37 protein-coding genes and 1 other RNA gene are annotated in these 24,138 nt (G+C 70.4%); 4 read left to right on the forward strand and 34 right to left on the reverse strand.

The window, feature by feature from the left end; translation table 11 throughout:
• The 33 genes from SPI96_RS00395 to SPI96_RS00555 all read right to left on the reverse strand — a co-directional run bounded on the left by SPI96_RS00395 (window position 1) and on the right by SPI96_RS00555 (window position 19,666).
• Window positions 1–216: a hypothetical protein gene (locus SPI96_RS00395; protein ID WP_321080386.1), complete on the reverse strand. Its 216-nt coding sequence runs from the start codon at window positions 214–216 to the stop codon at window positions 1–3.
• On the reverse strand, window positions 213–641 hold the full coding sequence (locus SPI96_RS00400; protein WP_321080387.1) for a hypothetical protein: 429 nt from the start codon (window positions 639–641) through the stop codon (window positions 213–215). Before SPI96_RS00400 ends, SPI96_RS00395 begins: the two co-directional genes overlap by 4 nt.
• The gene (locus SPI96_RS00405) at window positions 638–1,030 is read right to left on the reverse strand and encodes an HK97 gp10 family phage protein (RefSeq protein ID WP_321080388.1); all 393 of its coding nucleotides are present in this window, start codon (window positions 1,028–1,030) and stop codon (window positions 638–640) included. The genes SPI96_RS00400 and SPI96_RS00405 overlap by 4 nt, the downstream gene beginning before the upstream one ends.
• Window positions 1,027–1,422 (reverse strand): DUF6093 family protein, encoded by a 396-nt coding sequence (locus SPI96_RS00410; RefSeq protein ID WP_321080389.1) that lies wholly within the window; start codon window positions 1,420–1,422, stop codon window positions 1,027–1,029. Before SPI96_RS00410 ends, SPI96_RS00405 begins: the two co-directional genes overlap by 4 nt.
• On the reverse strand, window positions 1,419–1,859 hold the full coding sequence (locus SPI96_RS00415) for a hypothetical protein (protein ID WP_321080390.1): 441 nt from the start codon (window positions 1,857–1,859) through the stop codon (window positions 1,419–1,421). The genes SPI96_RS00410 and SPI96_RS00415 overlap by 4 nt, the downstream gene beginning before the upstream one ends.
• A 16-nt stretch (window positions 1,860–1,875) precedes the next feature.
• A complete protein-coding gene (locus SPI96_RS00420) occupies window positions 1,876–2,052 on the reverse strand; it encodes a hypothetical protein (protein ID WP_321080391.1) in 177 nt (58 codons plus the stop codon).
• Window positions 2,052–2,921 (reverse strand): phage major capsid protein, encoded by an 870-nt coding sequence (locus SPI96_RS00425; protein ID WP_321080392.1) that lies wholly within the window; start codon window positions 2,919–2,921, stop codon window positions 2,052–2,054. Before SPI96_RS00425 ends, SPI96_RS00420 begins: the two co-directional genes overlap by 1 nt.
• A 25-nt stretch (window positions 2,922–2,946) precedes the next feature.
• Window positions 2,947–3,459 carry a hypothetical protein gene (locus SPI96_RS00430; protein WP_321080393.1) on the reverse strand — a complete coding sequence of 171 codons (513 nt, stop codon included), beginning with the start codon at window positions 3,457–3,459 and terminating at the stop codon, window positions 2,947–2,949.
• 67 nt (window positions 3,460–3,526) lie between these two features.
• Window positions 3,527–4,717 (reverse strand): hypothetical protein, encoded by a 1,191-nt coding sequence (locus SPI96_RS00435; RefSeq protein ID WP_321080394.1) that lies wholly within the window; start codon window positions 4,715–4,717, stop codon window positions 3,527–3,529.
• Complete coding sequence (locus SPI96_RS00440) at window positions 4,714–6,072, reverse strand: phage portal protein (RefSeq protein WP_321080395.1); 1,359 nt, start codon at window positions 6,070–6,072, stop codon at window positions 4,714–4,716. Before SPI96_RS00440 ends, SPI96_RS00435 begins: the two co-directional genes overlap by 4 nt.
• An 11-nt stretch (window positions 6,073–6,083) precedes the next feature.
• Complete coding sequence (locus SPI96_RS00445) at window positions 6,084–6,683, reverse strand: terminase (RefSeq protein WP_321080396.1); 600 nt, start codon at window positions 6,681–6,683, stop codon at window positions 6,084–6,086.
• Window positions 6,658–7,737: a terminase gene (locus tag SPI96_RS00450; protein ID WP_321080397.1), complete on the reverse strand. Its 1,080-nt coding sequence runs from the start codon at window positions 7,735–7,737 to the stop codon at window positions 6,658–6,660. The genes SPI96_RS00445 and SPI96_RS00450 overlap by 26 nt, the downstream gene beginning before the upstream one ends.
• Complete coding sequence (locus tag SPI96_RS00455; RefSeq protein WP_321080398.1) at window positions 7,727–8,047, reverse strand: hypothetical protein; 321 nt, start codon at window positions 8,045–8,047, stop codon at window positions 7,727–7,729. Before SPI96_RS00455 ends, SPI96_RS00450 begins: the two co-directional genes overlap by 11 nt.
• Before the next feature lie 829 nt (window positions 8,048–8,876).
• Window positions 8,877–9,590 carry a hypothetical protein gene (locus SPI96_RS00460; protein ID WP_321080399.1) on the reverse strand — a complete coding sequence of 238 codons (714 nt, stop codon included), beginning with the start codon at window positions 9,588–9,590 and terminating at the stop codon, window positions 8,877–8,879.
• Window positions 9,591–9,619: 29 nt separating this feature from the next.
• Window positions 9,620–9,994, reverse strand: a complete 375-nt coding sequence (locus SPI96_RS00465; protein WP_321080400.1) for a hypothetical protein — start codon at window positions 9,992–9,994, stop codon at window positions 9,620–9,622.
• Window positions 9,995–10,123: 129 nt separating this feature from the next.
• Window positions 10,124–10,573, reverse strand: a complete 450-nt coding sequence (locus SPI96_RS00470; RefSeq protein WP_321080401.1) for a hypothetical protein — start codon at window positions 10,571–10,573, stop codon at window positions 10,124–10,126.
• A gap of 231 nt (window positions 10,574–10,804) precedes the next feature.
• Window positions 10,805–13,375, reverse strand: a complete 2,571-nt coding sequence (locus tag SPI96_RS00475) for a phage/plasmid primase, P4 family (protein ID WP_321080402.1) — start codon at window positions 13,373–13,375, stop codon at window positions 10,805–10,807.
• A gap of 136 nt (window positions 13,376–13,511) precedes the next feature.
• The gene (locus SPI96_RS00480) at window positions 13,512–13,925 is read right to left on the reverse strand and encodes a hypothetical protein (protein ID WP_321080403.1); all 414 of its coding nucleotides are present in this window, start codon (window positions 13,923–13,925) and stop codon (window positions 13,512–13,514) included.
• Complete coding sequence (locus SPI96_RS00485) at window positions 13,922–14,470, reverse strand: hypothetical protein (RefSeq protein ID WP_321080404.1); 549 nt, start codon at window positions 14,468–14,470, stop codon at window positions 13,922–13,924. The genes SPI96_RS00480 and SPI96_RS00485 overlap by 4 nt, the downstream gene beginning before the upstream one ends.
• Complete coding sequence (locus SPI96_RS00490) at window positions 14,467–14,640, reverse strand: hypothetical protein (protein ID WP_321080405.1); 174 nt, start codon at window positions 14,638–14,640, stop codon at window positions 14,467–14,469. The genes SPI96_RS00485 and SPI96_RS00490 overlap by 4 nt, the downstream gene beginning before the upstream one ends.
• Entirely contained in the window at window positions 14,637–14,825 is a 189-nt protein-coding gene (locus tag SPI96_RS00495) for a hypothetical protein (protein ID WP_321080406.1), read from the reverse strand. Before SPI96_RS00495 ends, SPI96_RS00490 begins: the two co-directional genes overlap by 4 nt.
• 2 nt (window positions 14,826–14,827) lie before the next feature.
• On the reverse strand, window positions 14,828–15,091 hold the full coding sequence (locus tag SPI96_RS00500; protein WP_321080407.1) for a hypothetical protein: 264 nt from the start codon (window positions 15,089–15,091) through the stop codon (window positions 14,828–14,830).
• A complete protein-coding gene (locus SPI96_RS00505) occupies window positions 15,088–15,351 on the reverse strand; it encodes a hypothetical protein (RefSeq protein ID WP_321080408.1) in 264 nt (87 codons plus the stop codon). Before SPI96_RS00505 ends, SPI96_RS00500 begins: the two co-directional genes overlap by 4 nt.
• Window positions 15,344–15,694, reverse strand: coding sequence for a hypothetical protein (locus SPI96_RS00510; protein ID WP_321080409.1), 351 nt, complete (start codon window positions 15,692–15,694; stop codon window positions 15,344–15,346). The genes SPI96_RS00505 and SPI96_RS00510 overlap by 8 nt, the downstream gene beginning before the upstream one ends.
• Window positions 15,691–16,215, reverse strand: a complete 525-nt coding sequence (locus tag SPI96_RS00515) for a hypothetical protein (RefSeq protein WP_321080410.1) — start codon at window positions 16,213–16,215, stop codon at window positions 15,691–15,693. The genes SPI96_RS00510 and SPI96_RS00515 overlap by 4 nt, the downstream gene beginning before the upstream one ends.
• 71 nt (window positions 16,216–16,286) lie before the next feature.
• Window positions 16,287–16,589, reverse strand: coding sequence for a glutaredoxin domain-containing protein (locus tag SPI96_RS00520; RefSeq protein ID WP_321080411.1), 303 nt, complete (start codon window positions 16,587–16,589; stop codon window positions 16,287–16,289).
• An 88-nt stretch (window positions 16,590–16,677) separates the two neighbouring features.
• Window positions 16,678–17,250: a hypothetical protein gene (locus tag SPI96_RS00525; protein ID WP_321080412.1), complete on the reverse strand. Its 573-nt coding sequence runs from the start codon at window positions 17,248–17,250 to the stop codon at window positions 16,678–16,680.
• A 47-nt stretch (window positions 17,251–17,297) separates the two neighbouring features.
• On the reverse strand, window positions 17,298–18,155 hold the full coding sequence (locus SPI96_RS00530) for a hypothetical protein (RefSeq protein WP_321080413.1): 858 nt from the start codon (window positions 18,153–18,155) through the stop codon (window positions 17,298–17,300).
• Window positions 18,156–18,157: 2 nt separating this feature from the next.
• A complete protein-coding gene (locus SPI96_RS00535) occupies window positions 18,158–18,499 on the reverse strand; it encodes a hypothetical protein (RefSeq protein ID WP_321080414.1) in 342 nt (113 codons plus the stop codon).
• A 32-nt stretch (window positions 18,500–18,531) separates the two neighbouring features.
• The gene (locus tag SPI96_RS00540; RefSeq protein ID WP_321080415.1) at window positions 18,532–18,957 is read right to left on the reverse strand and encodes a hypothetical protein; all 426 of its coding nucleotides are present in this window, start codon (window positions 18,955–18,957) and stop codon (window positions 18,532–18,534) included.
• Window positions 18,958–18,984: 27 nt separating this feature from the next.
• Window positions 18,985–19,176: a hypothetical protein gene (locus tag SPI96_RS00545; protein ID WP_321080416.1), complete on the reverse strand. Its 192-nt coding sequence runs from the start codon at window positions 19,174–19,176 to the stop codon at window positions 18,985–18,987.
• The gene (locus SPI96_RS00550) at window positions 19,173–19,358 is read right to left on the reverse strand and encodes a helix-turn-helix domain-containing protein (protein WP_321080417.1); all 186 of its coding nucleotides are present in this window, start codon (window positions 19,356–19,358) and stop codon (window positions 19,173–19,175) included. The genes SPI96_RS00545 and SPI96_RS00550 overlap by 4 nt, the downstream gene beginning before the upstream one ends.
• Entirely contained in the window at window positions 19,358–19,666 is a 309-nt protein-coding gene (locus SPI96_RS00555) for a helix-turn-helix transcriptional regulator (protein ID WP_321080418.1), read from the reverse strand. Before SPI96_RS00555 ends, SPI96_RS00550 begins: the two co-directional genes overlap by 1 nt.
• A 230-nt stretch (window positions 19,667–19,896) precedes the next feature.
• On the opposite strand from SPI96_RS00555, the gene SPI96_RS00560 reads away from it, so the two are divergent.
• From SPI96_RS00560 to SPI96_RS00570, 3 genes are read left to right on the forward strand one after another with little or no spacing between them, the layout of a single operon-like run.
• Window positions 19,897–20,484 carry a helix-turn-helix transcriptional regulator gene (locus SPI96_RS00560; protein WP_321080419.1) on the forward strand — a complete coding sequence of 196 codons (588 nt, stop codon included), beginning with the start codon at window positions 19,897–19,899 and terminating at the stop codon, window positions 20,482–20,484.
• 30 nt (window positions 20,485–20,514) lie between these two features.
• Complete coding sequence (locus SPI96_RS00565) at window positions 20,515–20,919, forward strand: ImmA/IrrE family metallo-endopeptidase (protein ID WP_321080420.1); 405 nt, start codon at window positions 20,515–20,517, stop codon at window positions 20,917–20,919.
• Between the two features lie 22 nt (window positions 20,920–20,941).
• Window positions 20,942–22,009 (forward strand): site-specific integrase, encoded by a 1,068-nt coding sequence (locus SPI96_RS00570; RefSeq protein ID WP_321080421.1) that lies wholly within the window; start codon window positions 20,942–20,944, stop codon window positions 22,007–22,009.
• 148 nt (window positions 22,010–22,157) lie between these two features.
• Here SPI96_RS00570 and rnpB read toward each other — a convergent pair.
• An RNA gene (gene rnpB / locus SPI96_RS00575) (RNase P RNA component class A) lies at window positions 22,158–22,540 on the reverse strand.
• 142 nt (window positions 22,541–22,682) lie between these two features.
• Here rnpB and SPI96_RS00580 point away from each other — a divergent pair.
• Window positions 22,683–24,119, forward strand: coding sequence for a glyceraldehyde-3-phosphate dehydrogenase (locus SPI96_RS00580; protein WP_321080422.1), 1,437 nt, complete (start codon window positions 22,683–22,685; stop codon window positions 24,117–24,119).
• The last annotated feature ends 19 nt before the right edge of the window (window positions 24,120–24,138 follow it).

Raw genomic sequence — 24,138 nt, forward strand, 5'->3', positions numbered from 1 at the left:
TCACTGCCTTTCCTGGTCGGAATGGGAAGAGGCCGCCACCACGTCGGTGTCGACCTCGCTGATCACCGGCTCCGGGGCCGGATTCTGCGCCCGCTTTCGGCGGGACGGGGTACGTCGGAAACGGGAGAACTGGGGGTGGTCCCGGCCAAGCCAGAACTCCGGGACGAACGTCTTGCGGCCCGTCAGCTGGTCGTAGACGGCGATCCTCTTGCTCATGCGGGGTCCACTTTCGTCGCGATCACGCGGTACTCGTCGACCGCATAGTAGGGATGCCCGTGCTGCAGCTGCACGGACTCATCCGAGTCGATCCCCAGCACGGGGAACACACGGAGCCGGTCGCAGTGCCACCCTTCCGAGGCGAGCGCCTGCCGGTCCAGTGCGGCGCGGGTCTTGCTCGCCACGATCGCGACCGCGGCGGGGGAGAGCCCTACGTACGTGGCTCGGATCGTCAGATGCAGGCCAGCGGCCCGGTCTCCGAGGGAGCCGCTGTCCCGGCCGTCACCGGAGAACGGGACGCCGAGGTCCGCCCAGAGCACCACGTACGGGTACGCCGCCGGGTCTCCCGGGTCTGGCAGGTCGGCGCGAAGCAGATGCGTGGTGAACGGGACACGCGCCGCGGCGGCGCGAAGCAGGTCGATCACAGGCCCTCCCCGGTCAGATCTCCGATGCACTTCTCCATGAGGGCGGCCTGCTCCTCGAGGTGGTATACGGGATCGCGGACCGTGCCGCCACCGCCGTTCGCGCCACCGAAGTACGCGAGGCCCGCGAGCGCCGCAGCAGGGTGCCGGTCAGCGTTCGGGCCGACCTCGACCAGGACCGTCTGGGAGCCGAACGCGCCGGACTCGTGCACGTCGTAGTCCACCGACCGGGCGACCTGCCCGAAGTGCCTCGACTTCGCCAGGTCCGCCTGCATTCCCCGCTTGATCTCCAGGGCGGTCTTGCGTGCGATCGGCCCGACCTTGCGGGCCACCTCGGCAGGCATCTTCCCGAGGTCACGAGCGAGGGCGTCCAGCTCATGTGCGCCCTTCACTGCTGCACCTCGGTCACCGAGGCCCGGATTGCCGTGGCGTGTGTCTTGCGGGGGAGCGCGGTCACGCGGAAGCGACGGTCGACGCTCAGCGGGTCCAGCTGCGAGGACGCGACCAGCGCCTCGTCGTCGATCCGAAGATCCACGCCCACCGGCACCTGCAGCAGGAACGGGGTCACCGTGTACCGTTGGCCGGCGTCGAAATCCGGGGACGGCAGCGCTCCCCGGTACTGAAGGCGGCCGCGGCCCTCGTAGATCGTCACGGTCGGGTACGACACCACCGCGGTGTCCGGGTCCGTGACCGGCTCATCCGATCGGCGCGTGATGACCACGTGCTCGCTCATGAGCCGCTCCGCCGCGGCCCGGCCCAGCAGGGTGATCGAGCTTGCGGTCATGCCGGCGGCACCTCCCACCTGGTCGTGGTCTGCCACTGCCGGTACTCGCCAGCATCCGGGGCACCGACGGCACGGATCGAAAAAGCCCCATCAGCGATCGCCGGGGACAGGAGCGCCCATTCGTCGTCCGTCAGATACAGAGCCGACGACGATACCGACGAGTCGACGGTCTTCGTCAGCGAGTAGTCGTCGATTGACTCCGTGTACTGGCGAAGCCCTTCAGGGTTCAGCAGGAGCCGCCGGATCGCCTGCGCGTACACGAACCGCAGAACCCCGCGGTCGCACTTACTAGACACGCCCCTGGTCACCAGGTCCGGGATCCTCGACGCCACCAGGGCGTCGAGATCCTGGATCCACGCCTCGACCTGCCCGGACTCGGAGTCGGTCAGGACGCGCCCGAGGCGCGCCTCCACATCCTGGATCGTCACAGCGGACACGTCCCGACCTCCCTCGTCAGTCGCCTCGAGCGGCGCGGCGTCGCGCCGGAGCCTCCGAGGCCTTCTCCTTCTCCACGGTGGGCTCAGGAGCCGGAGCCACCTTCCTCCACCCGGCCGCCAGGTACTTGTCCGCAGCATCGTCAGCCACCGTCACGACGACGGTCGACGAAGGCGGGTTGAGCTTCACCGGCATCAGGATCCCGCCTCGGCGCCGGTCAGCTTCGCGAAGTGCGCCACGTCGCGGACGCGGAACCCGACCTCGAACTCGGCGCGGACGGCGAACATGTTGCGCTGCCACAGGTTCAGCTGGGTGCCGCCGTCGTTGATGGTCGCCTGGTCCGAGATGGACAGCTGGATGTTCTCCACGACGCCGTAGTGCGCCGAGGACCAGTCGCCTGCGAAGCCCAGCGGTTCGCCGCCCAGCGCCTTGGTGAGGTGAACCGGAGCTCCCAGCAGGTTCGGGACGGACCCCTCGCCCACCGAGTTGATGAACAGCGGGCGCCCCATCTGGTCGACCGAGCCCAGCAGCAGTCCTCGGGCCTGCGGGGACAGGGCCCAGCCGTTCAGGACGCCGCCACCCACAGCAACTGCCTGGTCGGCGGCCACCAGACCCCGCCACGGGTCGGTGGCGATGTCAACCGCGGCCGCGCCGCCCAGGGTGTCGAAGTTCGGGCCAGGGGCTCCTTCGGCGGCACCGAGCACGGTAGCGTCGAACTTGCGAGCCAGGGCCTGCGGGAGCTTGCGGACGATCTCGCGGTAGAGGGCCGGCTTGTCGCGGCGGAACTGATTCGAGAACGGCACGATGACGGCGGCCGTGTAGCCGGTCATCAGCTTGTCACCGAAGGCCGGGCGAGAGACCGGCTTCTCGTCGGTCTCGTTCGCCCAGTCAGCCTCGGGCTCGCCGGTGATGATCGGCACGGACACGCCGGCGCCGGGCAGGTTCACGCGGGTCGCGAGCTGCATGACAGCGGAGGAGTACTCGGCGGCCGACCAGATCTCGTTGGACTGCTCGGGGGTCAGGTTGATGCCGTCAGAGAGACGGTTGATGTCGATGCCGGCCATGGGCATTTCCTTTCAGCTTGAGGTATCAGAAGTCGCCCAGCGCCGTGGCGAACGCCTCAGCATTCGACACGGGTCGGACGTTGCCGGCAGACGCACCCTGTGTGCGATCCGGCTTCGGAGTGGACGGGGACGACGGGATCCGAGCCAGGAGCAGGTCGGCCTTCGCGGCCATCTCCTCCTCGGTGTCCCCGGTGATGAACTCGGCGAGCTCGCCGGGCACCCCCTTGGCCTGGACGACCCGGTAGCGAGCGTTCTCCACACGCAGGGCGGTCAGCTCCTCACGGGCCTCCTGCGCGTCGCGCTGAGCGCGCTCGAGCTCCGAGAGGTTCGCGTCCTCAATCTCCTTGAGCGCGGCGCGGGCCTCAGACAGCTCGCGCTCTGCCGCACGGCGCGCTTCGCGCTCCGCAGACAGGGCACGCTTGCCGCCCTCGCCGAGCTCCTGCTCGTGGGCCTCCTGCACGCCCTCGCGGGCGCCCTCGGGGGCCTCCTGGTCGGCCGAAGCAATCTGCTCGGCCTGCGTCGTCTCTGCGTCCGACATGACGTCCTCCATCGCGGTAGGTGTGCCCCGCCTGCATCGCGCCGACAGGGGAGAACGTGAACCCGACTCAGCGGGTAAAGATATGGCCGCCCGAGGCGACCCAGCGGCGGTACTCAGCCTCCGCACGCGCCGCAACGCCCGGGGCGAGCGGGCCGTCCCCGTACGGGTTCCGGCCCTCCAGGACCGCCTGCCACCGCAGGGTTGCGGTCTGCACACGCTTCTCCGCCGCCGTCATGTCCGACTTCGGGATCAGCGAGTACTGGCCGCGGATCGCGCCCTCCGGCACCTGGCCCTGGGGGAGCAAGTACCCGTTCCGCTCGAGCAGACGGAGAGTCGTCTCCCTGTCCAGCTTCTGCTTGTAGATCGCATCCACAGACAGGCGCTGCCGCCCGATGCCCCGTGTGCCGCCCCACAGGCCGCGCCTCGAGGTGCTCTCGCGGGTGTACGGAGACGCCACCTTCTGGCCGCGGAGGGTGCCGTCCCGGGACTCGCCCCCGTAGGACAGGCCGCGGCCGGCGTTCACGACCTGGAACAGGTCCGCGCCGTCACGGATCGCCTGAGCCCCATTCACGCCGAACGCCTTCGCCTGCTCGGCCTCCGATAGGGACTCGAAGTACTCGTACGGGTCCGTGACCAGACCCTCCCGCTCGGCCGCGGCACGGCTCGTCGGGACATGGATGCAGTCACACCGCGGGTGACGCCGGAAGCCCTCGTTGTTCATGTAGACCCGGCCCGCCAGGACGGCACACCGGCCGCACGACGGCGGGGTCAGCATCCGCACATAGGCGATGCCGCGGCGGGTGAACGTGTCCACCGACGCCGCTGTGCGGCCCGCGTCCGCGACCTGCGTGGCCGCCGACATGCGCACCATCTCGCGGCCTTGACGCATCGCCGCTCGAGGCTCCATGCCCCCGGCAATCAGCCGCTTCGTGTGCGGTACCCCGCTGTATAAGGCCCGCTCCACCGGCACACCGCGCGAGGACCACCCAGCGATACCACCCGGGTCCACCCACGCGCCCGGCGCCACATACACGCCCTGCGCGGCCAGCGTCGGCGCCCCGTACCGGGCGCCACCAGTCGCGGCCTGCCCCTGCAGTCGCGTCACCGCGGCCGTCAGCGTCGGCGCCGCCTCGTCCCACGACTCCGACAGGAACCGCGAGTCCAACTGACGCCACACCGCATCCACCGCGGCCCGCGCCGACCGCTGCAGGCGCACCGACCGCTCGTACTGCTCCACCGCCGGCGCCGGGACTCTCATGCCTCGTCGCCGTCCACGATCTTCTCGAGAGCGACCAGGGACTCGCGGGCCTCACGGTCGAACCTTTGCCTCTCCCGCTCCATACGCGCCTCGGACCAGCCGAGCTCCTCCCACACGCCCTCACGGGAGAGGATGCCCTGCCCGTTGGCGTACATCTTCGTGAGCGCGTCGGCCCGCTGCGCGTAGGTCGGGGTGCCCGGGTCGTGCCAGTCCGTCTTGATCCGGGAGCCGGTCACCCAATCGCCCGTGCGGAACCGCTCAGACAGGCCCATGACCCAGCCCCAGCCGTCGCCGGCCAGCGCGGACTTCTTCTCCACGTTCAGGATCAGACGGGCCTCCTCGGCCCGGATCGCGCCTTCCGCTGCCGGGTTCACCGATGACAGGCCCACGTACCGCGGAGGGAGGCCGTACACGCCCGTCAGCAGAGACCCGTAGTGCTCGATCGTCTTGTGAAAATTCGACAGGTCCGAGGCGGAGAACTGACCGACCTTCGCGTCCTTGTTCGAGTTCGCCCAGATCGCGTTGAAGTACGCCTCCCACGCCGGGATTGGGTGCCCCGATTTGTCCACGAAGTCGCCCTTCGACATGCCCAGCACGTACTTCTGCGGCACCGAGTGCGTCTCGCCCGCCAGCTGCAGGTTCGTCAGCGCGCGGGCCGCAGAGTCCACCAGCGGGATCGCATCGACCATCTCGGACACGCCCGACCACTTGCCCACACGGCGCCGGTTCAAGAACATCACCAGAGGCACGCGGCCAAGCCGGTGAGCATCTCTGTCCTCGATCGCCCAGCGGCCCTTGGCTCGGGACAGCCACAGCGTCTCGTCCGGCAAGTACAGGACAGCCTCATCGCACCGCGCCTGGAACGTCACCGGATCAACCTCGAAGTGACAGGTCCGCACCGCCGCCTCGAGTCGCCGATGCCGGTAGTCGATCTCTACGGCGATCTCACGCGGGTTCTCCACACGGATCAGCGGGCGCTCCGGGTCCTCCTCGTTCGCCCCCACCGACACGAAGCCGCGACCCAGCACCAGCATCTCCTGGTGATGCGCGATCGACTCCGAATCCAAGTTGTTGTAGTCCCACGACTCGCGGAGCGCCTCCGAGGCCCGGTCCTCGCCAGGCAGGTAGAACGCTTTCATCCGCATGCGGTCGGCTACCGAGTCCACAACGAGGCGGCACCAGTTCACGACCGTCTCGAAGCGGCGCAGCTCCGGCGGGACAGCCAGACCGATGTGCTCCAGGCGCTGCAGGCCCTCGTAGTACCGGTCATGCTTCCCGTCCACGCTCAGAGTGTCCGCCAGGCGGCGCACCAACTTATCCACGAGATCGGCCTGATCGGAAGGCAGGAAGTCCATGCGTCCTCCTTTCAGAAGCACCACATTCGGTTGTCAGTCGTCTCTGCCCAGCCCTCCACACGAGCGTCAGACGCCGCCGTGTGAGCCAGGACCCGGGCCATGATCGCGTCGATCTTCTGGTGCATGGCCGGCTTGCCGAGGATGTACTTCTGACCCGGCTTCGCGACCTTCCGCGCGTTCGCCGCGTGCAGTGTCGCGATCGGGCACCCGTCGTGGGTGACCCGCCCCTCACGGAGGTCCACCTCGAACCGGCGGATCTCCTCGAACATCTTCGTGACGCGGGACGTGTTCCACTCGAACACGTGCTCCTCGCCGTGCTTCAGCGCCCACTCGCCGATCTCCGAGTACCAGTCATGCGGGTCGCAGTACATTCGGGCCACGTCGAACCGGTCGAACAGCTCATCGACCGCCGCGGACACCTCGCCACGCGGGATCTGGCCGCCCCACTCGGTTGGGTTCCAGACAGTCGGCCGCCGATCGGGCCCGTACCGAGGCGTGAACGTCATCCCGTCGATCGTCTCGGCCTGCAGGGCCGTCCAGTCGTTCGACTCGGACCCATCGAAGCCGAGCGCGATCTGCGTCCCGTCAGGCGGGCTCGGAAGCCACGTCACCGGCGTAAGCCGCATCCCACACCCCGTCCTTCAGCCACGATCCAGTGCCGGACACGAGCCGGTTCCCGAAGAACCGTTCCGCCTGCGCCGGGTCGTCCTCGAGCAACTCCGCGGCCTCCGCCTCGATCGAGTTCAGGTCGACCCACGGGGAGCCCGCGTACACCTGCTGGTGGATCCGCGCCCGGTCCCGCTTGTTCCGGTACGACAGGGAGGCGTCCGGCTGGCGGAAGAACTTGAACACGTCGGGGGATCGGCTCTCGAACGTGCGCTGCGCCGTCGAGTTCATCGACGGATCCCACGCGTTCGTCGTCTCGATCGTCCGGCCACCCATGCCGGCGGCGCCACGGCGCTGGGTCTCCGCAACCTGGACCATCTTATTCGTCCGCGTGTACAGGCCAGTCTCGTCCTGAATCGCGAACGAGATCGGGTTGCCCAGGCGGGACTGCGCGTTCGCCGTCACCACGTCGATCCGGTCGAAATCATCATCCGACGACGAGCCGACAATGCGGATGAAACCCTCACGGACCTTCAACAGCTCACCGAGCGGACCAAGGCGGATCATCGCCTTCAGCGGCCGGTACACATTCGCGACCTGGTCCTCCGAGGTCGCCGTCAGCTGGATCAGCGGGGACGGGTGCCGAATGCCCTTCGGCTCGCCGGCCAGGTACTCGTACACCCAGCCGCACGAGCAACCGTGGTCCTCGCACCGGTACAGCTCGCCAGCCTCAGCCCAGCCGCCGAAGACCACCGGGCCGACGGCCTCAGCAGCCGTCACCGCCGCCGCCCACGGGCCCTTGCCCGTCTTCTGCGGCGCCACCACCTGCGAGCGGCGGTACACGAACGCCTGATTCAGCAGCGGAGCTTCCGGCCGCCACACCGCGTCCTCACGGACCCGCCAGTGGTTCGCCGTGCACCAGAACTGCCAGTCCGACTGCCGGAACGCTGCGCCACGATTGAAGCCATCCGGCACACGGCAGTGCTGCTCGATCCACTGATCCAGCAGGTCGCCCAGCGTCGGGAAATCGACGACGAACTCGGGGCCCTCACTGGTCACCGACAGCCCTCAAACGACGCCGCGGGGCCTCCGCAGCAACAGCCTCAGCCTTCACCTCACGGCGCTGCGCCACCTCGTCGCGGGCAATCGACCACCCATTCTCCCTCAGACCAGCCGGGGTCATGCCGATCTGGTCGCCCAGGCGATGCACCTGCGCCAGAACAGACGCCGGCGCGTCAGGGGACTCGCAGACCACCGCCCAGCGGCAGTACATCGCCACCGTGTCCCAACGCCACGGTTCACGCGCCCATGCCGCAGCCTGCGGGGTGCGCCACAGCGAAGCCCACTTCATCGACTCACGGCCAGACATGTCCCCGAAGGGGAACTCCGGAGCCTCACCCTGGAAGCCCTCCGCCGGCAGCGCGTCGAAACGCAGCCCTCGGGCGTCAGACCGGGCCGAATTCGGATCCGGCGCCGGGCCGGAACGATTGCGAGCACCTCCACGTGCCATGAAATTGCCTCCTGTGGCGTCGCGCCACCTCTTGACAGCCCGACGGCATCGCACTCACCGGGACTTTCTGAACTGTCCGCACCCTTTAGAGACCTCACCGGCGGTCTGAAGCGCCCGTCCCCTCGCCCCCTCCCCCTGGGGTCAGGGGCCGTCGAGCTTGTGCGCTCGGCGCCCGGCCGCGGAGCGGTTGCATGTGCGTGCGTGCTCGGGGCCGCGTGTGATCGTCCGATCGTGATCGTCGTGCCCGAGGTCCCACTCGTCGGTCGCGGTGATGGTGCGCCCGCAACGCCAGCAGGTCACGCCGCCTGCAGCTATACGCTCTGCCCAGGCGGCTCGGCGTCGCTGGTGCGCGGACCCGTAGCCGCGGGCGTTGGCGTTGCCACGCTTGGTCTCGTACTCGCGGTTGTGCTCTGGGCAGTACCGACCGTGTGCCGGCCGAGGGCATCCGGGCTTGGGGCAGATGCGTCGAGCTCGAGGCATGCCCCCCCTTCGTGTGGTCGAGTGGGTCATTGCCGAGGGGCACGGGCAAGCAGCTCGTCCACATCTGGGGATGCAGTGTGACCGGTGGTACGACGGAGGCCCCGCACCTGGTGGGGTGCGGGGCCTCCGGGAGTCTGACTCCGGACACACCTGTGTCCGGCATCTCCGAGGATACACGACGTCGGAGACGTGCACCAGTGGACATTCGTCACCCGCCGAGGGCGTGTGCGGCGGCTGCGGTGGAGCCTCCGCACTGGCCGGCGAGGTCGACGACTTCTGGCCCGGTCCAGGTGGCCCCGCATTCGGCGCAACGGGCGTGGGGCTGGATGCCCATGGTGATGGTCAGGGCTGGGGTGTCGACGTAGGCATCCTGGTCGGCATCCCAGATGGGGGTGCGGGTGACGCCGCAAGCGGGGCATTCGGCTCCGCGGAGCCGAACGGTGACGGGTGGGTTGAGGAGCCGTTCGATGTCCTGCACCCACCCGGTGACGACCTCGATGACGGCGGCCTCGGCGCCGGCGGCGGTGGCGCGAATGGCGACCCAGCGGAGGCGTTCGGCGATGGTGAGGCCGGCGAACCCGGGTCGGGGTGGGCCGATGACGTGGGTGGCGGGGACGCCGTAGAGGTCGGCGGCTGCCTGGAGCGCGGGGGCGGGTGGTGTGGGGGCGGAGCGGTGGAGCCACCGGAGGTGGGTGAGCTCGTCGGTGATGCGGCAGGCGAGCTTGAGGGCGTCGACGTTGAGGGGGGCGCCGGATCCGGAGGAGCCGGTGGAGCGGCCGTCGGTGGTGCCGTGGTCGTGCTGGGCCTCCTGGAGCTGGTCGAGGAGGGGGTGGGCCTGGATGAGGAGGGGCCCGGTGGCGTGGTGGATGATCTGGGGGGTGTGGGTGGTGAGCCGGTCAACGAGTTCCTTGAGGGTGCGCATGGTGCCTCCTTCGGGGTGGGGGTGGCCGGTCATGGCTGGCCGGGGATGGGGCGGGTGCCGGTGAGGAGCGCGGCGAAGTCGGCGAGGGTCATGGTGACCCACTGGTGGGCGGGGTCGCCGACGCCGTGGCGCTTGTGGACGATGACGCCGGCGAGCGCGTTGTCGTTGGTGCGTTCGGACTCGGCCTCCTTGGCCCAGGGGCCGAGGTTGATGCGGCTGGTGTTCTTGCACTCGATGACGACGCGCTGTCCGTGGGCGCGGAGCCCGCCGATGTCGCCCTTGTCGAGGGCGCCGGTCTTGACGCGGCGGTCGATGCGGTCGTCGACGTGGGCGGCGAGGTAATCGGCGGTCTGGCGCTCGAAGCGGGCGCCGGCGGCCTTGGCGGCCTTGTGGGATCGGGGCATCAGCGGGCACCTCCATTAGCGGGGCCGGCAAGGGTGTAGCCGGCGCGTGTGGTGGTCGTGAGCGCCTGGATGGCCGCGGTGACCTTGCGCTCGTAGTGGCCGTGGTGGGTGGTCATGGTGGTGCTCCTGTCAGAAGGGGAGGGTGGCGTTGGGGTCGGGTGGGGTGGGGTCTGGGGTGTCGGCGAGGGATGGGCCGCGGGGTGGGTGGTGGCAGTCGTGGGGTGGTAGGAGGAGGGGGTTGGCGAGTTGGTGCCAGAGGTGGCCGGGACCGAGCCGGTAGAGCCTCCACGTGTGGGGAGTGGGTGTGGGGGCGGCGAGGTAGATGAGGGTGCGGTCGAGGACGGCTTGCATGTGCTGCTGGTGGGTGAGGGGGTTGGGGTCGACGCGGACGACGAGGGCCATGTGGTCGGCGTCGTCTCCGGTGAGGATGAGGCGGCCGCAGTGGCGGCAGTGGTTCCACCAGGTGTTGCGGGGGTGGGGGCGGCGGGCTTGGAGTGCGTCCTGCAGCCATTGGGGGGAGCCGGCGGTGCGGTTCCGGGGTGGGGCGCCGGGGGTGTGGAACAGGGGCGGCTGCGACACGGGGTTCCTTCCGTGGGTGGGGGTGGTGGTGACCGTGGTGACCGACTTCTCGTTAGTTCCGCTACGCGCGCGCGTAGGGGATAGATCGAAAGTTCGGTCACCTCGGTCACCCGGGGCCGGTGTTGGTGACCGTGGTGACCGGAGATTCGTCAGGTTCTCTACGCGTGCGCGCGCGTAGGGGATAGATCGAAAGTTCGGTCACCTCGGTCACCGGGTGTGTTCGGAGTTCGGTCACCAGCCGCCCCTGTCTCCGTCATGGGTGTCGGTGTGCTCGTGGAGGAGGGTGACGCCGCCGTAGTACTTGGAGTGCTTGTCCCTGGGTGCGTCGGCGCCGGTGAGGATCCCGTGTCGGGACAGCTGGGAGGTGAAGGCCCGGCCTCGGATGGGGGTCTCGCCGTTGTGCATGCACCAGGCTTCGTAGGCGGCGCGGAGCTTGGCGGCGGGGGTGGCGAACTCGATGCGGGTGGCGGTGCGGGGGTGCAGCTCGGTGTCCTCGGCGAGGAACCGGCCGACGGTGTCGACGTCCTGCGCGTACTGGGCGGTGGCTGCGGACACGGTGGCGGGGGCGGTGAGTCCGTGCCGGTGGTAGGCGGCGGCGCCCTTGGCGATCCAGGCCAGGAGGGCGGGGCCGTGCTCGTTGTCGGCGAACAGGTCCTGGAGTCCGTCGATGCGGGCGTGCTCGGGGACTTCGTGTTCGAAGGGGACGAGGCGGAGGCGCCGCCAGAAGGACCGGCCGCCGCTGGTGACGCCGGGCTTGTGGTTGCCCATGAGCCAGAGCTGGTGGGTGGGGGTGAAGGTGAAGTCGTCCTGGCGCATGAACCGGGCGGTGAGGGTGTCGCCGCCGGTGAGGAGCTTGACCTTGGCTTCGTCGAAGCGGTCGTCCTCGTTGACCTCGGAGCAGAGGACCATGCGGGCGCCGGCGAGGCGGGCGATTTCGGTGGAGTGCGCGGCGTAGCTGGAGGCCATGAGGAACCCGTTGGGGGAGGTGGTGGCGTAGTCGCCGAGGACCTTCATGAGGGCCTCGAGGAAAACGCCCTTGCCGTTGCCGCCGGATCCGTGGGCGAAGGGGAGGACGTGTTCCCGGACGACGCCGACCGCGGAGTACCCGATGAGGCGCTGCATGTAGTCGATGAGGTCGGGGTCCTTGAACGTCTGGGCGAGGAACCCGTCCCAGCGGGTGGTGTCGGCGGTGAAGTCGGGGGCCCACCTGGTGGTGCGGGTGTGCAGCTTGTCGGGGTCGGAGGGGCCAAGACGGCCGGTGCGGAGGTCGAGGATCCCGGCGGGGGTGTTGAGCTCCCAGGGGTGGGCGTCGAGCTGGTCGGCGCGGACGGTGAGGCGGGGGTCGGTGGCGGCCTGGGTGAGGAGGTCGGTGGTGCCCTTTGCGGAGAGGGTGCGGCGCTTGTGGTTCTGCCATTCCTGGTCGTCGGGCATGGCGCGGCCGATCTTCTTGGCGGCCTCGCGGGCGAGGCCGCCGCCGGTTGGTTGCCAGTCCCAGGTGTGGCCGTTCCAGTGGAGCCAGCGGCCGCGGTCGGGGCAGTAGCGGAGGCGGTCGCCGTACCGGTGGGCGAGGGTGGCGGCGTTGCCGTCGTCGGAGCGGAGGGTGATGGTGTGGGGGTGGGGGATGTCGTCGCGGATGGGGGTGACGGTCGCCAGGGGGACGACTGGCGTCTCGTCTGGTGCGACACGGGGGGCAGGGGTGGGGGTGCCGTGGGTGCCGGTGCCCTGCTCCTGGGTGGCGGGGGTGGGCTGCTGGGCGCGGACCCAGGCGTCCTGTCGGGCCTGGAGCTGGTCGGCGGGGATGGTCGGTTCGGTGCCGTAGCGGCGGCCGTCGGGGGTGTGCTGGCCGTTGCGGAGCATCTGCGCGGCCTTGTGGTGGTCGCCGCCGGCGTTGAGGACGGCGAACGCGCCGAGCTTGGTGTAGGGCACCTCGGCCTGGAAGTCGGTGGAGGTGGTGAACACGTAGAGCCGGTCGCGGTCGTCGGCGTGCCCGGTGGTGGCGGAGATGCCCTCGGCTGGGTTCTTGCCGGGGCGGACCCAGAGGGTCTCGGTGCCGCGGGTGCCGGCCTTCGTCCAGCCGTGGGGTTCGAGGATGGCCTCCCAGGGTTCGTTCTCGAAGGCGTCACCGGGGCTGGTGCCGTCGGTGTGCAGGGCGGGAGCCGGGGTGGGGGCGGCCTGCCGCGGGACCGTGGTGGGGGTGGGGGTCTGGTCGAGGATGCGGCACCAGGCGTGGAACCGGTCCCGCTGCGCCACGGTGAGGGTGGGGACGGTGGCGGGGCCGCCGGTGAGGCGTTCCCAGGGGCGGCCCGAGTGGTGGGCGGTCCCGGGGGTGGGGGCGGCGACGAACTGGCCGCCGGTGCCGCGGGTCTCGGCGATGACGGTGCGGTCGGCGGCGTTGGCGAGCTTGGTGTTCCCGGCGACGGTGTCTTCGCCGGCGACCCGGTAGATCCAGTGGATGCCGCCGGAGGGGGAGCGTTCCACCCACCCGTGGTTGAGCAGCTCCCAGAGGGGTTCGTCTTCGGCGCGGGCGGTCTCGTCCAACGTGGTGAGGGCGTCGATGTGGGCGCCTTCGATTTCGGTGAGCTCGAGGCCGCCGGAAGCGGGGCCGCAGACGATGCCGAGGGCGCCGTGCTGGGGGTGGTCGCCGCCGAACCAGGTGGTGAGCTCGGCTGGGGTGGCGGGGCCGCGGGTCTGCCAGGCGCGGAGGGCGGGGGCTTTGGTGCCGTCGGCGCGGACGGGGATGACGGTGCACCCGTGGAGGGTGAGCTCGATGGCGGTGTGGTGGAGGGGGTGCAGGCCGTCCATGTGGTTCTCCTTCGGGTTGGTGGGGGTCAGTGGATGCGGCGGGGGTTGGGATCGATCCGGTAGGGCGGCCGGCGGCAGGTGGGCGGCCCGTGGTTCGGGGCCAGGGTTGGGCTTGTCCTTGCCGGGTGTGGGGCGGTCAGCTATGGGCTTGCCCGTCCTTGGTGAGGGCGGCGCGGGTGGAGCACGCCTGGTCCGCAGTGACGCCGGTGTGATCGCCGCCGTGCTTCTTGCACTCCAGCGGGTTGCCGTTGTCGTAGCAGCACTCGTCGCAGGCCCAGCCGATGACCGTGCTGTCGCACCCCCAGTAGTCCTCGAGCTCGATGTGCTCGTTCCGGCACTCAGGGTCGTGGCACTCGTCGTAGGCGCGGATGGGCCGGTGCAGTTCCGAGACGGCGAGCACAGCACGGGCGAGGTCGTACCCGTGGCGTCGTACTGCGCTTGTGAAGGCGTGGCTGGCCTGTTCGCACTCGTCGGTCCCGGGTCCGGTCTTGCCCCAAGCGGCGTGGGCGTCCAGCACCTCGCGGGCGAGCTCAACAGGGTCGGTGTTCACTTCCCGTCCTCCTTCACGAACCGGGGCTTCCCGTCCTCGCGCTCCCCGTCGCGGTGGGCGCGGGTGCCGTCCGGGAGGGTGAAGGCGGTGAGCCTCCATGGTCCCCATGCGCGGATGTCGCCGTCCTGGTCCACGCCATGCCAGTAGCCGGCGCCGCACAGGGCCATGTGCGCGCACGTGTCGCCGTCGTCGTTCTGCACGTCGAGCAGGTGCGCGGGGTGCTTGGTCGCCAGTTCGACTTCCTCGGCGGGCGGGGTGGGGGCGGCGAGAGCGGCCTCCAGGGCGGCGCGGACCACCTCACGCTCGACGGATCGGCACAGAACATCGCTCGCCGCCTCCACCATCTCCTCGGTGACCTCGGCGGGGGTGGTGCGCTCGTAGTCGCGGCCCGCGTCGAACGCGGCACGCAGGGCGGTCACGGCGGTGGCCCGGTCGTCCTGGTGCATCTCCTCGTGGCGATCCGCCATGGAACGCCTGGGGTCTCGGCTCGCGTCCCACAGTGTGGCGGCGGCGGTCTCGGTCATGGGGTGCTCGGTGGCGGTCACGGGCGGGGCTCCTTCGTGTGGGTCCAGGCCAGGGCGGCGGCGAGGGCGCGAGTGTGGGTGGGGTGGATGTGCAGCCGGCCGGTGGGGAGGACGGCCGCCCAGGTGGCGCGGGCCAGCTTGATGACCCTCGGTCTGGGGCCCGGGGCGGGCCAGGCGGTGGAGAGGCTCATTCGCCGGACTCCTTCGGGCGGTATTCCCAGCACTGGTCAATGGGGCCCGGGAGTGAGAGCTTGCTCTGGATGCGGCGCCGCTCGATGGTGGTGAGCCACCGCCAGCCGTGCGTCACGGTGTCCACTGGGTGCCAGGCGAACCAGGCGTGCCAGGGGCCGATGGGCGTGTAGAACAGGCGAGTCATGGTCAGTCCTCGTCCTCGTCTTCGGGTTCCCAATACCCCATGGCCACCTGCTCGGCGGCGGTGAGCATGCCCGTCGTGACGATCTCGGTGGTGGACCGGGTCTGGTCGACGTACACGAAGTCGTGGGCGCGGTCGTTCTCGTCGAACTTGAGGGTGCGGACGATGACGATGACGTCGGTGACGATCTCGCCGTCGTCGATGGGGGTGAGGGGGATGGTCTGGCCGTGGACGGTGGCGGTGCCCTGGGTGTGCTGCTGGCCGGTCATGGTCGGCCTCCTGCCTGGGTGAGGGCCCGGTTCCAGGCGCCGGCGTCGGCGACGTGGGTGGCGGTGGTGTGGGCTTCGGGGAGGGTGGACGCCGGGTAGTGGCGGCCGGTGTGGTGGTCGGTGACGATCCACAGGTCGACGTGGGCGAGGTAGACGACGGATGTGCGGCCGCGGTGGGCGGCCCAGGCCGTGTAGGCGGGGTTGATCTGCAGGAGGCCCCCGTCCTCGGCGCGGTGGCGGATGGTGGGGCGGTCAGCCACAGTCGGCCCCCTCGTCCGGGTCGAGCGTCGGGTCGGTGGCGGTCATGGGGGTGACGTCCCGCCGGACGAGGGCGACCCACTGTGTCTCGTCGGCCCCCTCGGTCCAGGTGGTGGTGTCCGCCCCGATGCAGACCGTGAAGCCGATGATCGTGTGGGGGTCGAGGATCACGGTTTCCCCGGCGGTGATGGTCCGCCACCGGCCGTCCGCGCTGAGCCAGGCGGCAGGGTGAATGGTGGTCCGGTCCGTGGCGGGGTCGTGGACGGCTACGTCGGTGATGGCGGCCCCGTGGGTGGCAGGGAGCAGATCGAGGACGAGGGGGCGCTGGTCGGTGCTGGTGCTCATGGCTGGTCCTCCTGTAGGTCGTGGGTGTAGTGCGCTTCGAGGCCGTCTGGGGTGTACCCGGCCAGCCGGTAGGGGTGCAGCTTCCAGTGCTGGGGGCCGCCGATCGGGATGAACGCGGGGTCGAACACGAACCGGGTGGCGCCCTTGGACCGGTGGGCGAGCAGGGTGGCCGGCAGTTGGGAGTGGAGGCGGGTGGTGTGCGCGCCAGCGGCGGGACCGCCGATGCAGGCGATGACTGCGGTGGCGGGGACGCGGGGCTTCCAGGTGGCGGTGATCTTCCACCACCAGACGTCCCCGGCTTCGATCGGTGCCCCGACGACGTGCACGTCCTCGCGGGTGGGGTGGAATCCGGCGCGGCGTGCGTGGGCGACGGCGTGGGACACGGCCCACCCTTCGGCGAGGTCCTGTCGGTGCAGGGGTGCGCCGAGGGGGATGAGCCGTTCGCCGGTGTACCCGGTGGTGGTGGCCCGCTCCCACTCGCGGGGCGAGATGATGGTCGGGGCGGGGGTGGTGATGGTCATCGGCGGCCCCCGGTGGTGCGGGGTATGGCCGGCTGGCGGCGGGCTGGCGCCTCCAAGATCGTCTCCACGGCTCACACCACCTGCGGCGGGTAGAGGGCGGCGATCAAGTCGGGCCGGTACCCGTTCCAGTCCTGCAGGTGGGCGCCGTCTGCCCCGGTCACCGTGACGACGGGGACCGCCTTGTAGCCAAGGCTGGTGACCCTGTCGAGGGCGTCCTTGTCGAGGGTGACGTCGACATAGTCGTAGCGGACGCTGCGGCGGTTCAGATCCCGCTTGGTGGCGTCGCACTGGACGCAGCGGGGCTTGGTGTAGACGGTGAGGGTGCGGCCGCCGGTCAGGGTCCGGGCGTCGGGGTTCATGGTCTGGGTGGCCATGAGGGGTCTCCTTCGGTGGGGGCCGGGCGGGGACACCACGGCGTGTGGCTGATGGTGTCCCCGCCCGGCGGTGACGGGGTGGGGGAGGTCAGGCCTTGGCGGCGGCGACCTGGGCGACGTCGATCTTGAGGAAGTCGGCGATCTGCTGGTCGGAGAACCCGGATCCGGCGAGCTTGCGGACCTGCTCGGCGAGCCCGTCAGCCGGGGCGGCGGGGGCTGCGGGGGCGGCTGGCTGACCGGCCCAGGGGTCCTGCTGGGCGGCGGGCTGCGCGGCCGACGCCGGAGCCGGGGTCGGCGGGGCGGCCGGGGCCGGGGCGGGGGCCGCCTGGGGCTGCACGGCGCCGCCGGCGGGGGTGACCTGCACGTCGAAGTGCTTGAGGGTCTTGCCCCCGGCCCGGTTCTCCGAGTGCGTGTGCGTCAGGGACACGTGGTCCCCGACGTTCGGGGCGGCGGAGACGAGCTTGGTCTTGAGCTGGATCTGCCCGCAGGTCACGGCGATCTCGTGCCCGTCGTCGGTGTGCAGGTGCAGCTGCGGGTCGACCTTCCCGTCCGGCCAGGACTGGGTGGTGATGGCGGTGATGGTGCCGGCGATGTTGTCCCCGGGGTTCTCGAACTTGAAGAAGTCCGCGGCGACGGCGTGCTGGTTCCAGTCGAACGACATGGTGAGTGCTCCTTGAGCTGGGTTGGGTTCGGGTGGTGGGTTGGGTCTCAGGAGGCGAACTGCGCCCACGGAGATCCGGCCGGCGGCGCAGGGGCCGTCGGGGTCTTGGCGGCGCCCGCGTTGCGGTAGCCGTGGTTGTGCCAGGCGCAGAACGAGTCCTCGCAGGGGTCGTTGATGTGCTGGGCGAGGGCCTGGTCGATGCCGTGCACGGCGATCTCCATGGCCAGCTGGTTGGCCCGCTCGAGGGCGTGCTCGGCGATGCCCCGCCGGTAGGGCTCGGACCACAGGTAGGCGTCCGTGAGGTCCCCGGCGGCGGGCAGGAAGCAGATGGCCACGAGGTGAGGCTTGATGCCGGCGTCCTGCCAGCCCTTGCCATACAGGTGGGCCTGGATCCGGTACTGCTGGGAGGGGCCCTGGGACCGGTACTTCCGCAGGCTGTTCGGGGACACGACCTTGTGGTCGATGACGACTTGCTCCTGCAGGTCGAACAGGTCGCAGGACCCGGTGACCGAGGTCCCGGCGATCGTGCCGATCGTGAGCCGCCGCTCGGTGAGGTACCGGAGCGGGTCCCCGCCGCGGCGGGTGCCCTCCGCGTCGAAGGCATCCTCGAGCCAGGCGTGGACGCCGGTGCCGACGGTGGGCCGCCAGGGGACGTCGTTGCGGGGCGGCTCGGGGTCGCCGTTGAGCTTGTGCAGCAGGGCGACGGTGCAGGTGATGCCGAGCTCGGACGGGCCGATGGCGGTCTGCAGGGAGCGGGGGTGGTTGACGATGGCCTCGATGACGACGTCCATGTAGGCGTCGGCGACGGCGGCGGTCTTGTCCGCGGTGGTGGGGTCGTCCAGGTCGGCCCAGTACCGGGAGGGGTGCCGGGCCTGGGGGTCTGAGGTGTGCTGCAGGACGGCCATGGTCAGCGGAGGGTGAGCCGTGTGGTGCCGTCGGTCTTGAACTCGTCCAGCTGCGCCGGGGCGAACTGGTCCTTGACGGCGTCCATGTTCAGGGTGGGCTCGAACACGTAGAGGTCGGGTCGGGTGGCCGGCGGGAAGGTGTCGGCGAACAGCTTCTTGTCGAGCTGTCGGGGGGTGCTGATCTGGACCTTGAGGCCGGCGACGGTGTGGGTGCCGTTGCCGAGTTCGTGGATGAGGACCTTCTCGAGGTCCGTGCGGCGGGCGGTGAGCCGGTCGATGTCGGCGCGGATGGAGGCGAGCTCGGTGGCGGCGTCAACGGCCTGGGGGGAGGGCTGGGCGGACATGCAGGGTCTCCTTCGGTGACGGGGTGGGCGGGTCAGTCGGTGATGCCGTAGAGAGACTCGAGCACGGCGCGGTGCGCGCGGACCGCGCGGCGGAGCCGGAGGGCCAGACGGCGCAGCCTCTCGGCGGAGGCCTCGTGGTCCTGGTCGAAGCGGCGGACGTACCGGACGCCGTCATGAACGTCCTCGGCTTCCACCCGGATGCGCTCCTGCAGGTCCAGGAGCAGCTGGCAGGTGTTGCCGCCGGTGAAGCGCCGGCGGTGAACGAAGTGCACGCCTGCGACGCGGACCCACTGGTTGGTCTCTCCGTAGGAACCGAGCTTGGACAGGCGCAGCTTGTCGGGGTACTCGGTCTCCACGACCTCCCAGAGGGTCGTGGACTTGCCGCGCGTGACGACGTCGCAGTACTCGATGGGGATGCCGCAGGCGTAGCTGGCGTGATCGGGATTGAGCTTGGTCACGGGGTCTCCTTCGGTGGGGTGGGTGGGTCAGTAGGGGAAGATCAGCTGCCCGGCGAGGTCCGGGCCGAACAGGAGGCCGGCGGCGGCGATCGTGGCGACCGTGCCGCGGACCACGGCCTGGACAGCGGCGGCCGGGGTACCCGGGGCCGGCGCCCACCACGGGGCGGCCTCCACGGGGCGGAGGCCGAGCTGGTCCTGGATGGTGTGGGCGTGCTTCACCGGGTGCTCCTGCGGGTGATGTAGGCGTCGATGGCCTTCTCGGTGACGAACCAGCGGGCGCGGGGACCGTCGCCCTTCTTCACCCCGGTGAGCTCGCCGCGGCGCAGCCGCTGGCGGAGGGTCTCGGGGTGCTCAGCGAGCAGGCCTGCGGCCTGGGGGATGGTGAGCAGGCGAGTGGGCATCAGGCCGCCGCCTTCGAGCGTCCCCCGGTGGGGGTGGACTGTCCCTTGGTGGGGGACTCGTGGGGCACGAAGAGGGTGCCCTTGAGCAGGCCGAGGGCCTCCTCGATGCGGTCGGCGACCTGCGGGGTGCAGGTGCGCTTCTCGCCGGTCGTGAGCTGGTGGATGAACTGGCGGCTCGTCTCGGCGTACCGGCCGAGGCGGGCCTGGCTCATACCGCGGTCCTCCATGTACCGGACCAGCAGCTCGTGGTCTCGTATTTGCATCCAACGTCCCTTCGCCTTGCGTCGTCGTGCGGTGGTGGCCTTCATCCTGTCCCCCCTACGTCGTGGTTGTCAAACGGTGTGGGACTAGCATCCCCCGCCGCTTGACGCCGTGTCAAGCGGACGGCGCGCCCGCTTCCCCAGCAACGGCGCGGCCTAGAGCACACGCGGCCCGGTAGTCTGGTTGACACGCAATCGCGGCGCGTCCGCCGCCATCGGTTGACAGCCCGTCAGCCGCCCGCTGGCACCGCCACACCACCCCTCCGGAGACTGGACCCATGCACGAACTCCGCAAGCTCGTCCAGGACACGATGGACCAGAAGGGCCTCCGCCAGACCGACGTCGCCAAGCGCGGCGGCATCTCCCGGCAGGCCCTGTCCAAGATCCTGAACGACGCCCGCCCCGAGCTCACCGAGCGCCCCACCCAGCGCACCGTCAATGCGCTGGCCAAGGGGCTCGGCATCAGCTCGGACACCGTGCTGGCAGCCGTCGCCCAGGCCATGGGACTACCCCTCACCGCCACGACGGCCCGCCTCGAGGACATCCCCGACGACGCACTCCTCCACGAGCTGCGCCGCCGGCTGACCGAAGGAGCTGGTCACCGTGGCAACACGGCCCCCATGAACCCCGAACCGCAGAAACAAGCCGATCCCGGCACCCCGGGTGACCGAGGTGACCGAACTTTCGATCTATCCCCTACGCGCGCGCGTAGCGGAACTAACGAGAAGTCGGTCACCACGGTCACCAACCCCGACGCCTACGACCTCGCCGCGCACCCCCACTTCGAGCTGACCGCCGACCGCATCGACCGCGACATGGACGCCGCCGGCGAGGAGAACCAGGACCCCGGCGACGAGCCCGCCTAACGTGTCCGCGGCCATGGACACCATGGCCCCATGTTCCACCCCTGGCGGTCCCTGCGCGCGATGACGCACGTCGTCGTCGTATGGGCCCGCCCGCACCCCGCGGCGCCCGGAGCCACGGACGGCGCCACACGGATCTGGCTCGACCCCCGCATGTCCCAGGTCGAGCGGCGCTGTGTCCTCGCCCACGAGCTCGTGCACCTCGAGCACGGCCACCGCGGCTGCCAGCCGCCCGCCGTCGAGAACCGCGTGCGCGCGGAGACCGCGCGGCTGCTCGTGACCGCCGAGGACCTGCTCGCCGCCCTGCCCTGGGCCCTGAGCCTCGAGGAGCTCGCCGACGAGCTCTGGGTAACCCCGCTCGTCGCTGCCGACCGCCTCCTGGCCCTCACCCCCGATGAAGCCGCCGCGTGCACCCGCGCCAGCGAGCGCCCCGCCTGACCCGTCTTCCGAGGAGACCCCCATGTCCCGTGTCCAGGACCTCTGGCACCGCCGCGACCGCACCCGAACCTCCCGGTATGGGAAGGGCAACCGGTGGCGGGCGATCCGCACGGACGGGAGCGGCGCGGAAGCGTCAAAGACGTTCCCCACCAAGGACGCCGCGACGGCGTGGGCGCACGCCGCCGACGCCCCGGCCGCGCACGCCCCGGTCACTGTGGCCGAGTGGGCCGAGGAGTGGCAGCGCCGGCAGGTGCATCAGCGGCCCTCGTCCCGGGGGGTGATCCGCATGCGCGTGACCGGGGACGTCGTGCCGACGCTCGGGGCTCTCCGGCTCGGGGCGGTCACCCGTGCCGACGTCCAGGCTGCAGTCCTGGCCTGGCAGGACCGGGGCCTGGCACCGAGCACGATCCGCTTGTCCTACAGCTACCTGTCGTCCATGCTGCGGGACGCGGCGCTCGAGGGCCTGATCCCGGCGTCTCCGGCCAAGCAGATCCGACTGCCGCGGTCGGCGGCCGAGCCGGTGCCGGTGCTCACCGTGGAGCAGGTGCAGCAGATCGCCGACCGCGTGGACCCGTGGGCGCGCGATGCGGTGATCCTGGCCGCGGCGACCGGCATGCGCCCGGGAGAGTGGCGGGGCCTGACCGTGGACCGGGTGGACCTGGGTGCGGGGACGATTCTCGTGGACCGGCAGGCGGGGGAGGTGCTGACGTCGTGGGCGCCACTGAAGACCGTGTGGTCCCGACGCACCATCACCGTGGGCCCGGCGACGCTCGAGGTGCTTGAGAGGCTCGTGGCCGCCGCCGGCCCGCTTGGTCACCTGCATCACCACGAGGGCAAGGCGTGGTCCCGGAAGCGGGTCAACGGGGCGTGGGTGCGGGTGCGGCGTCGGCTGGACTGGATGGGCGCTGGGGGGTGGCATCTGCTGCGCCATCATCACGCCTCGCATCTGCTGTCGCAGGGGGCATCCGTGGTGGCGGTGGCGCGGCGGCTCGGCCACAAGGACGCCACCGAGCTGCTGCAGACCTACGCGCACGTTCTGCCTTCGGATGACGTCGCCCTAGCCCGTCTCTCCGACGGCGCCGTGAGGTGAGCCCGTGCCGGTTCTGTGCCGGTTGGCTCACTGTAGGCGGCTGTTTCAGGCTGTAAGTGACTGACCTGCCTGGCGTGTGAGGACCGCCCGGAATCGGCATGGCCATGCCGATTCGGCGTGATTCCGAGGGTGTCCCGGGGCAGAGGGGCGGGACGGATCGGCTGTAAGCCGGGTTCTGTCCCCCACGAGCGTTGCCCCTCGTGGGGTGACGGTCATCCATCTGGGCCCGCCATTGCTGACGGGCTCGAGCGGCCAACCCGGACGCTGGGGCGAGCAGCCCTCATGGCACGTCCTGTTCGGCCTTGCACCGGATGGGGTTTACCGAGCCGGCCCCGTCACCGAGGCCGCTGGTGGTCTCTTACACCACCGTTTCACCCTTACCGCCGCGCCCATGGCGCGGAGGCGGTCTGCTCTCTGTTGCACTGGCCCGCGGGTCACCCCGGGTGGGCGTTACCCACCATCCTGCTCTGTGGTGCCCGGACTTTCCTCGCGCCCGCCCGCAGGCGGGCACGCGACCGTCCACCGATCCGTCCCGACGCACCAGTCTACGCGTCGCCCATGCGTCGGCGTGCGACACACTGGCCGTCGGATCCGCATAGACTGGCTCCGACCGCGGACGACGGAGTCCGCGGCCGGCCGAGCTCGGCCGGAACGGTTTCTAGGAAGGACTCCCGTGGCAGAGAACTCCGCCGCCCGATGGACCACTCAGGAAGAGCTCGCCGAGCGCATGGTGCCGCTCATCGGCCAGCTGTACCGTGAGAACAACGTGGTCACCAGCCTCTACGGGCGCTCGCTGGTGCACGAGAGCGTCATCGACATTATCAAGGCGCACCGCTTCGCCCGCCGCATCGCCGAGACCGAGCTGGCCCTGGAGGACACCTTCCCGCTGCTCGAGGCCGTCGCCGCCCTCAACCCGGGTGCCGCATCCATCGACCTCGGCACGCTGGCCGCCAAGCACAAGGCCACCGGCGGGGACGCCGCCGAGTTCGTCACGGCTGAGCTGGCCGACGTCGCCGGTCAGAGCGGTCAGGGCCTCGCCGAGCCCACCGACGTCGTCCTGTACGGCTTCGGGCGCATTGGTCGCCTCCTGGCCCGCATCCTCATCTCCCATGCCGGCGGAGGCTCCGGCCTGCGCCTGAGGGCCGTCGTCGTGCGGAAGAACTCCGAGGACGACCTCGTCAAGCGTGCCTCCCTGCTGCGCCGCGACTCCATTCACGGCCCGTTCGACGGCACTATCACCGTCGACGAGGACCGCAACGTCATCACCGCCAACGGCGTCGAGATCCAGGTGATCTACTCCAACGCCCCGGACGAGGTGGACTACACCCAGTACGGCATCAAGGACGCCATCGTGGTGGACAACACCGGCAAGTGGCGCGACGCCGAGGGTCTGGGCCTGCATCTGAAGGCCAAGGGCACCGCGAAGGTCCTGCTCACCGCCCCGGGCAAGGGCGAGATGAAGAACATCGTCTTCGGTGTGAACTCCGAGGACATCACCGCCGAGGACACCATCCTCTCCGCCGCCTCCTGCACCACCAACGGCATCACCCCGGTGCTCAAGGTCGTCAACGAGGAGTGGGGCGTCGAGCACGGGCACGTGGAGACCGTCCATGCCTACACGAACGACCAGAACCTCGTGGACAACTTCCACAAGGGCTCCCGCCGTGGCCGCTCCGCAGGCATGAACATGGTGCTCACCGAGACCGGCGCCGCGAAGGCTGTGGCCAAGGCCCTGCCTGAGCTCAAGGGCAAGCTCTCCGGCAACGCGATCCGCGTCCCTACCCCGGACGTGTCCATGGCGATCCTCAATCTCGCCCTGGCCACGCCCACCACGGTGGAGGAGCTCAACGAGCGCCTCAAGCAGGAGTCCCTCACCGGTGAGCTGCGCTCCCAGATCGACTACATCGCCTCGCCCGAGGTCGTCTCCACGGACTTCGTGGGCTCGGACCGTGCCGGCATCGTGGACGGCCTGGCCACCCTCGTGAACAACGAGGGCAAGAACGCCATCCTCTACGTCTGGTACGACAACGAGTACGGCTACTCCCACCAGGTGATCCGCGTCGTCGAGAAGATGGCCGGGGACGAGCGCCCCGCCTTCCCGAAGGCCTGACGCCGTCACCTCCCGACGC

Origin of the sequence: Micrococcus sp. (genome assembly GCF_034179925.1) — a bacterium.
Classification (GTDB): Bacteria; Actinomycetota; Actinomycetes; order Actinomycetales; family Micrococcaceae; genus Micrococcus.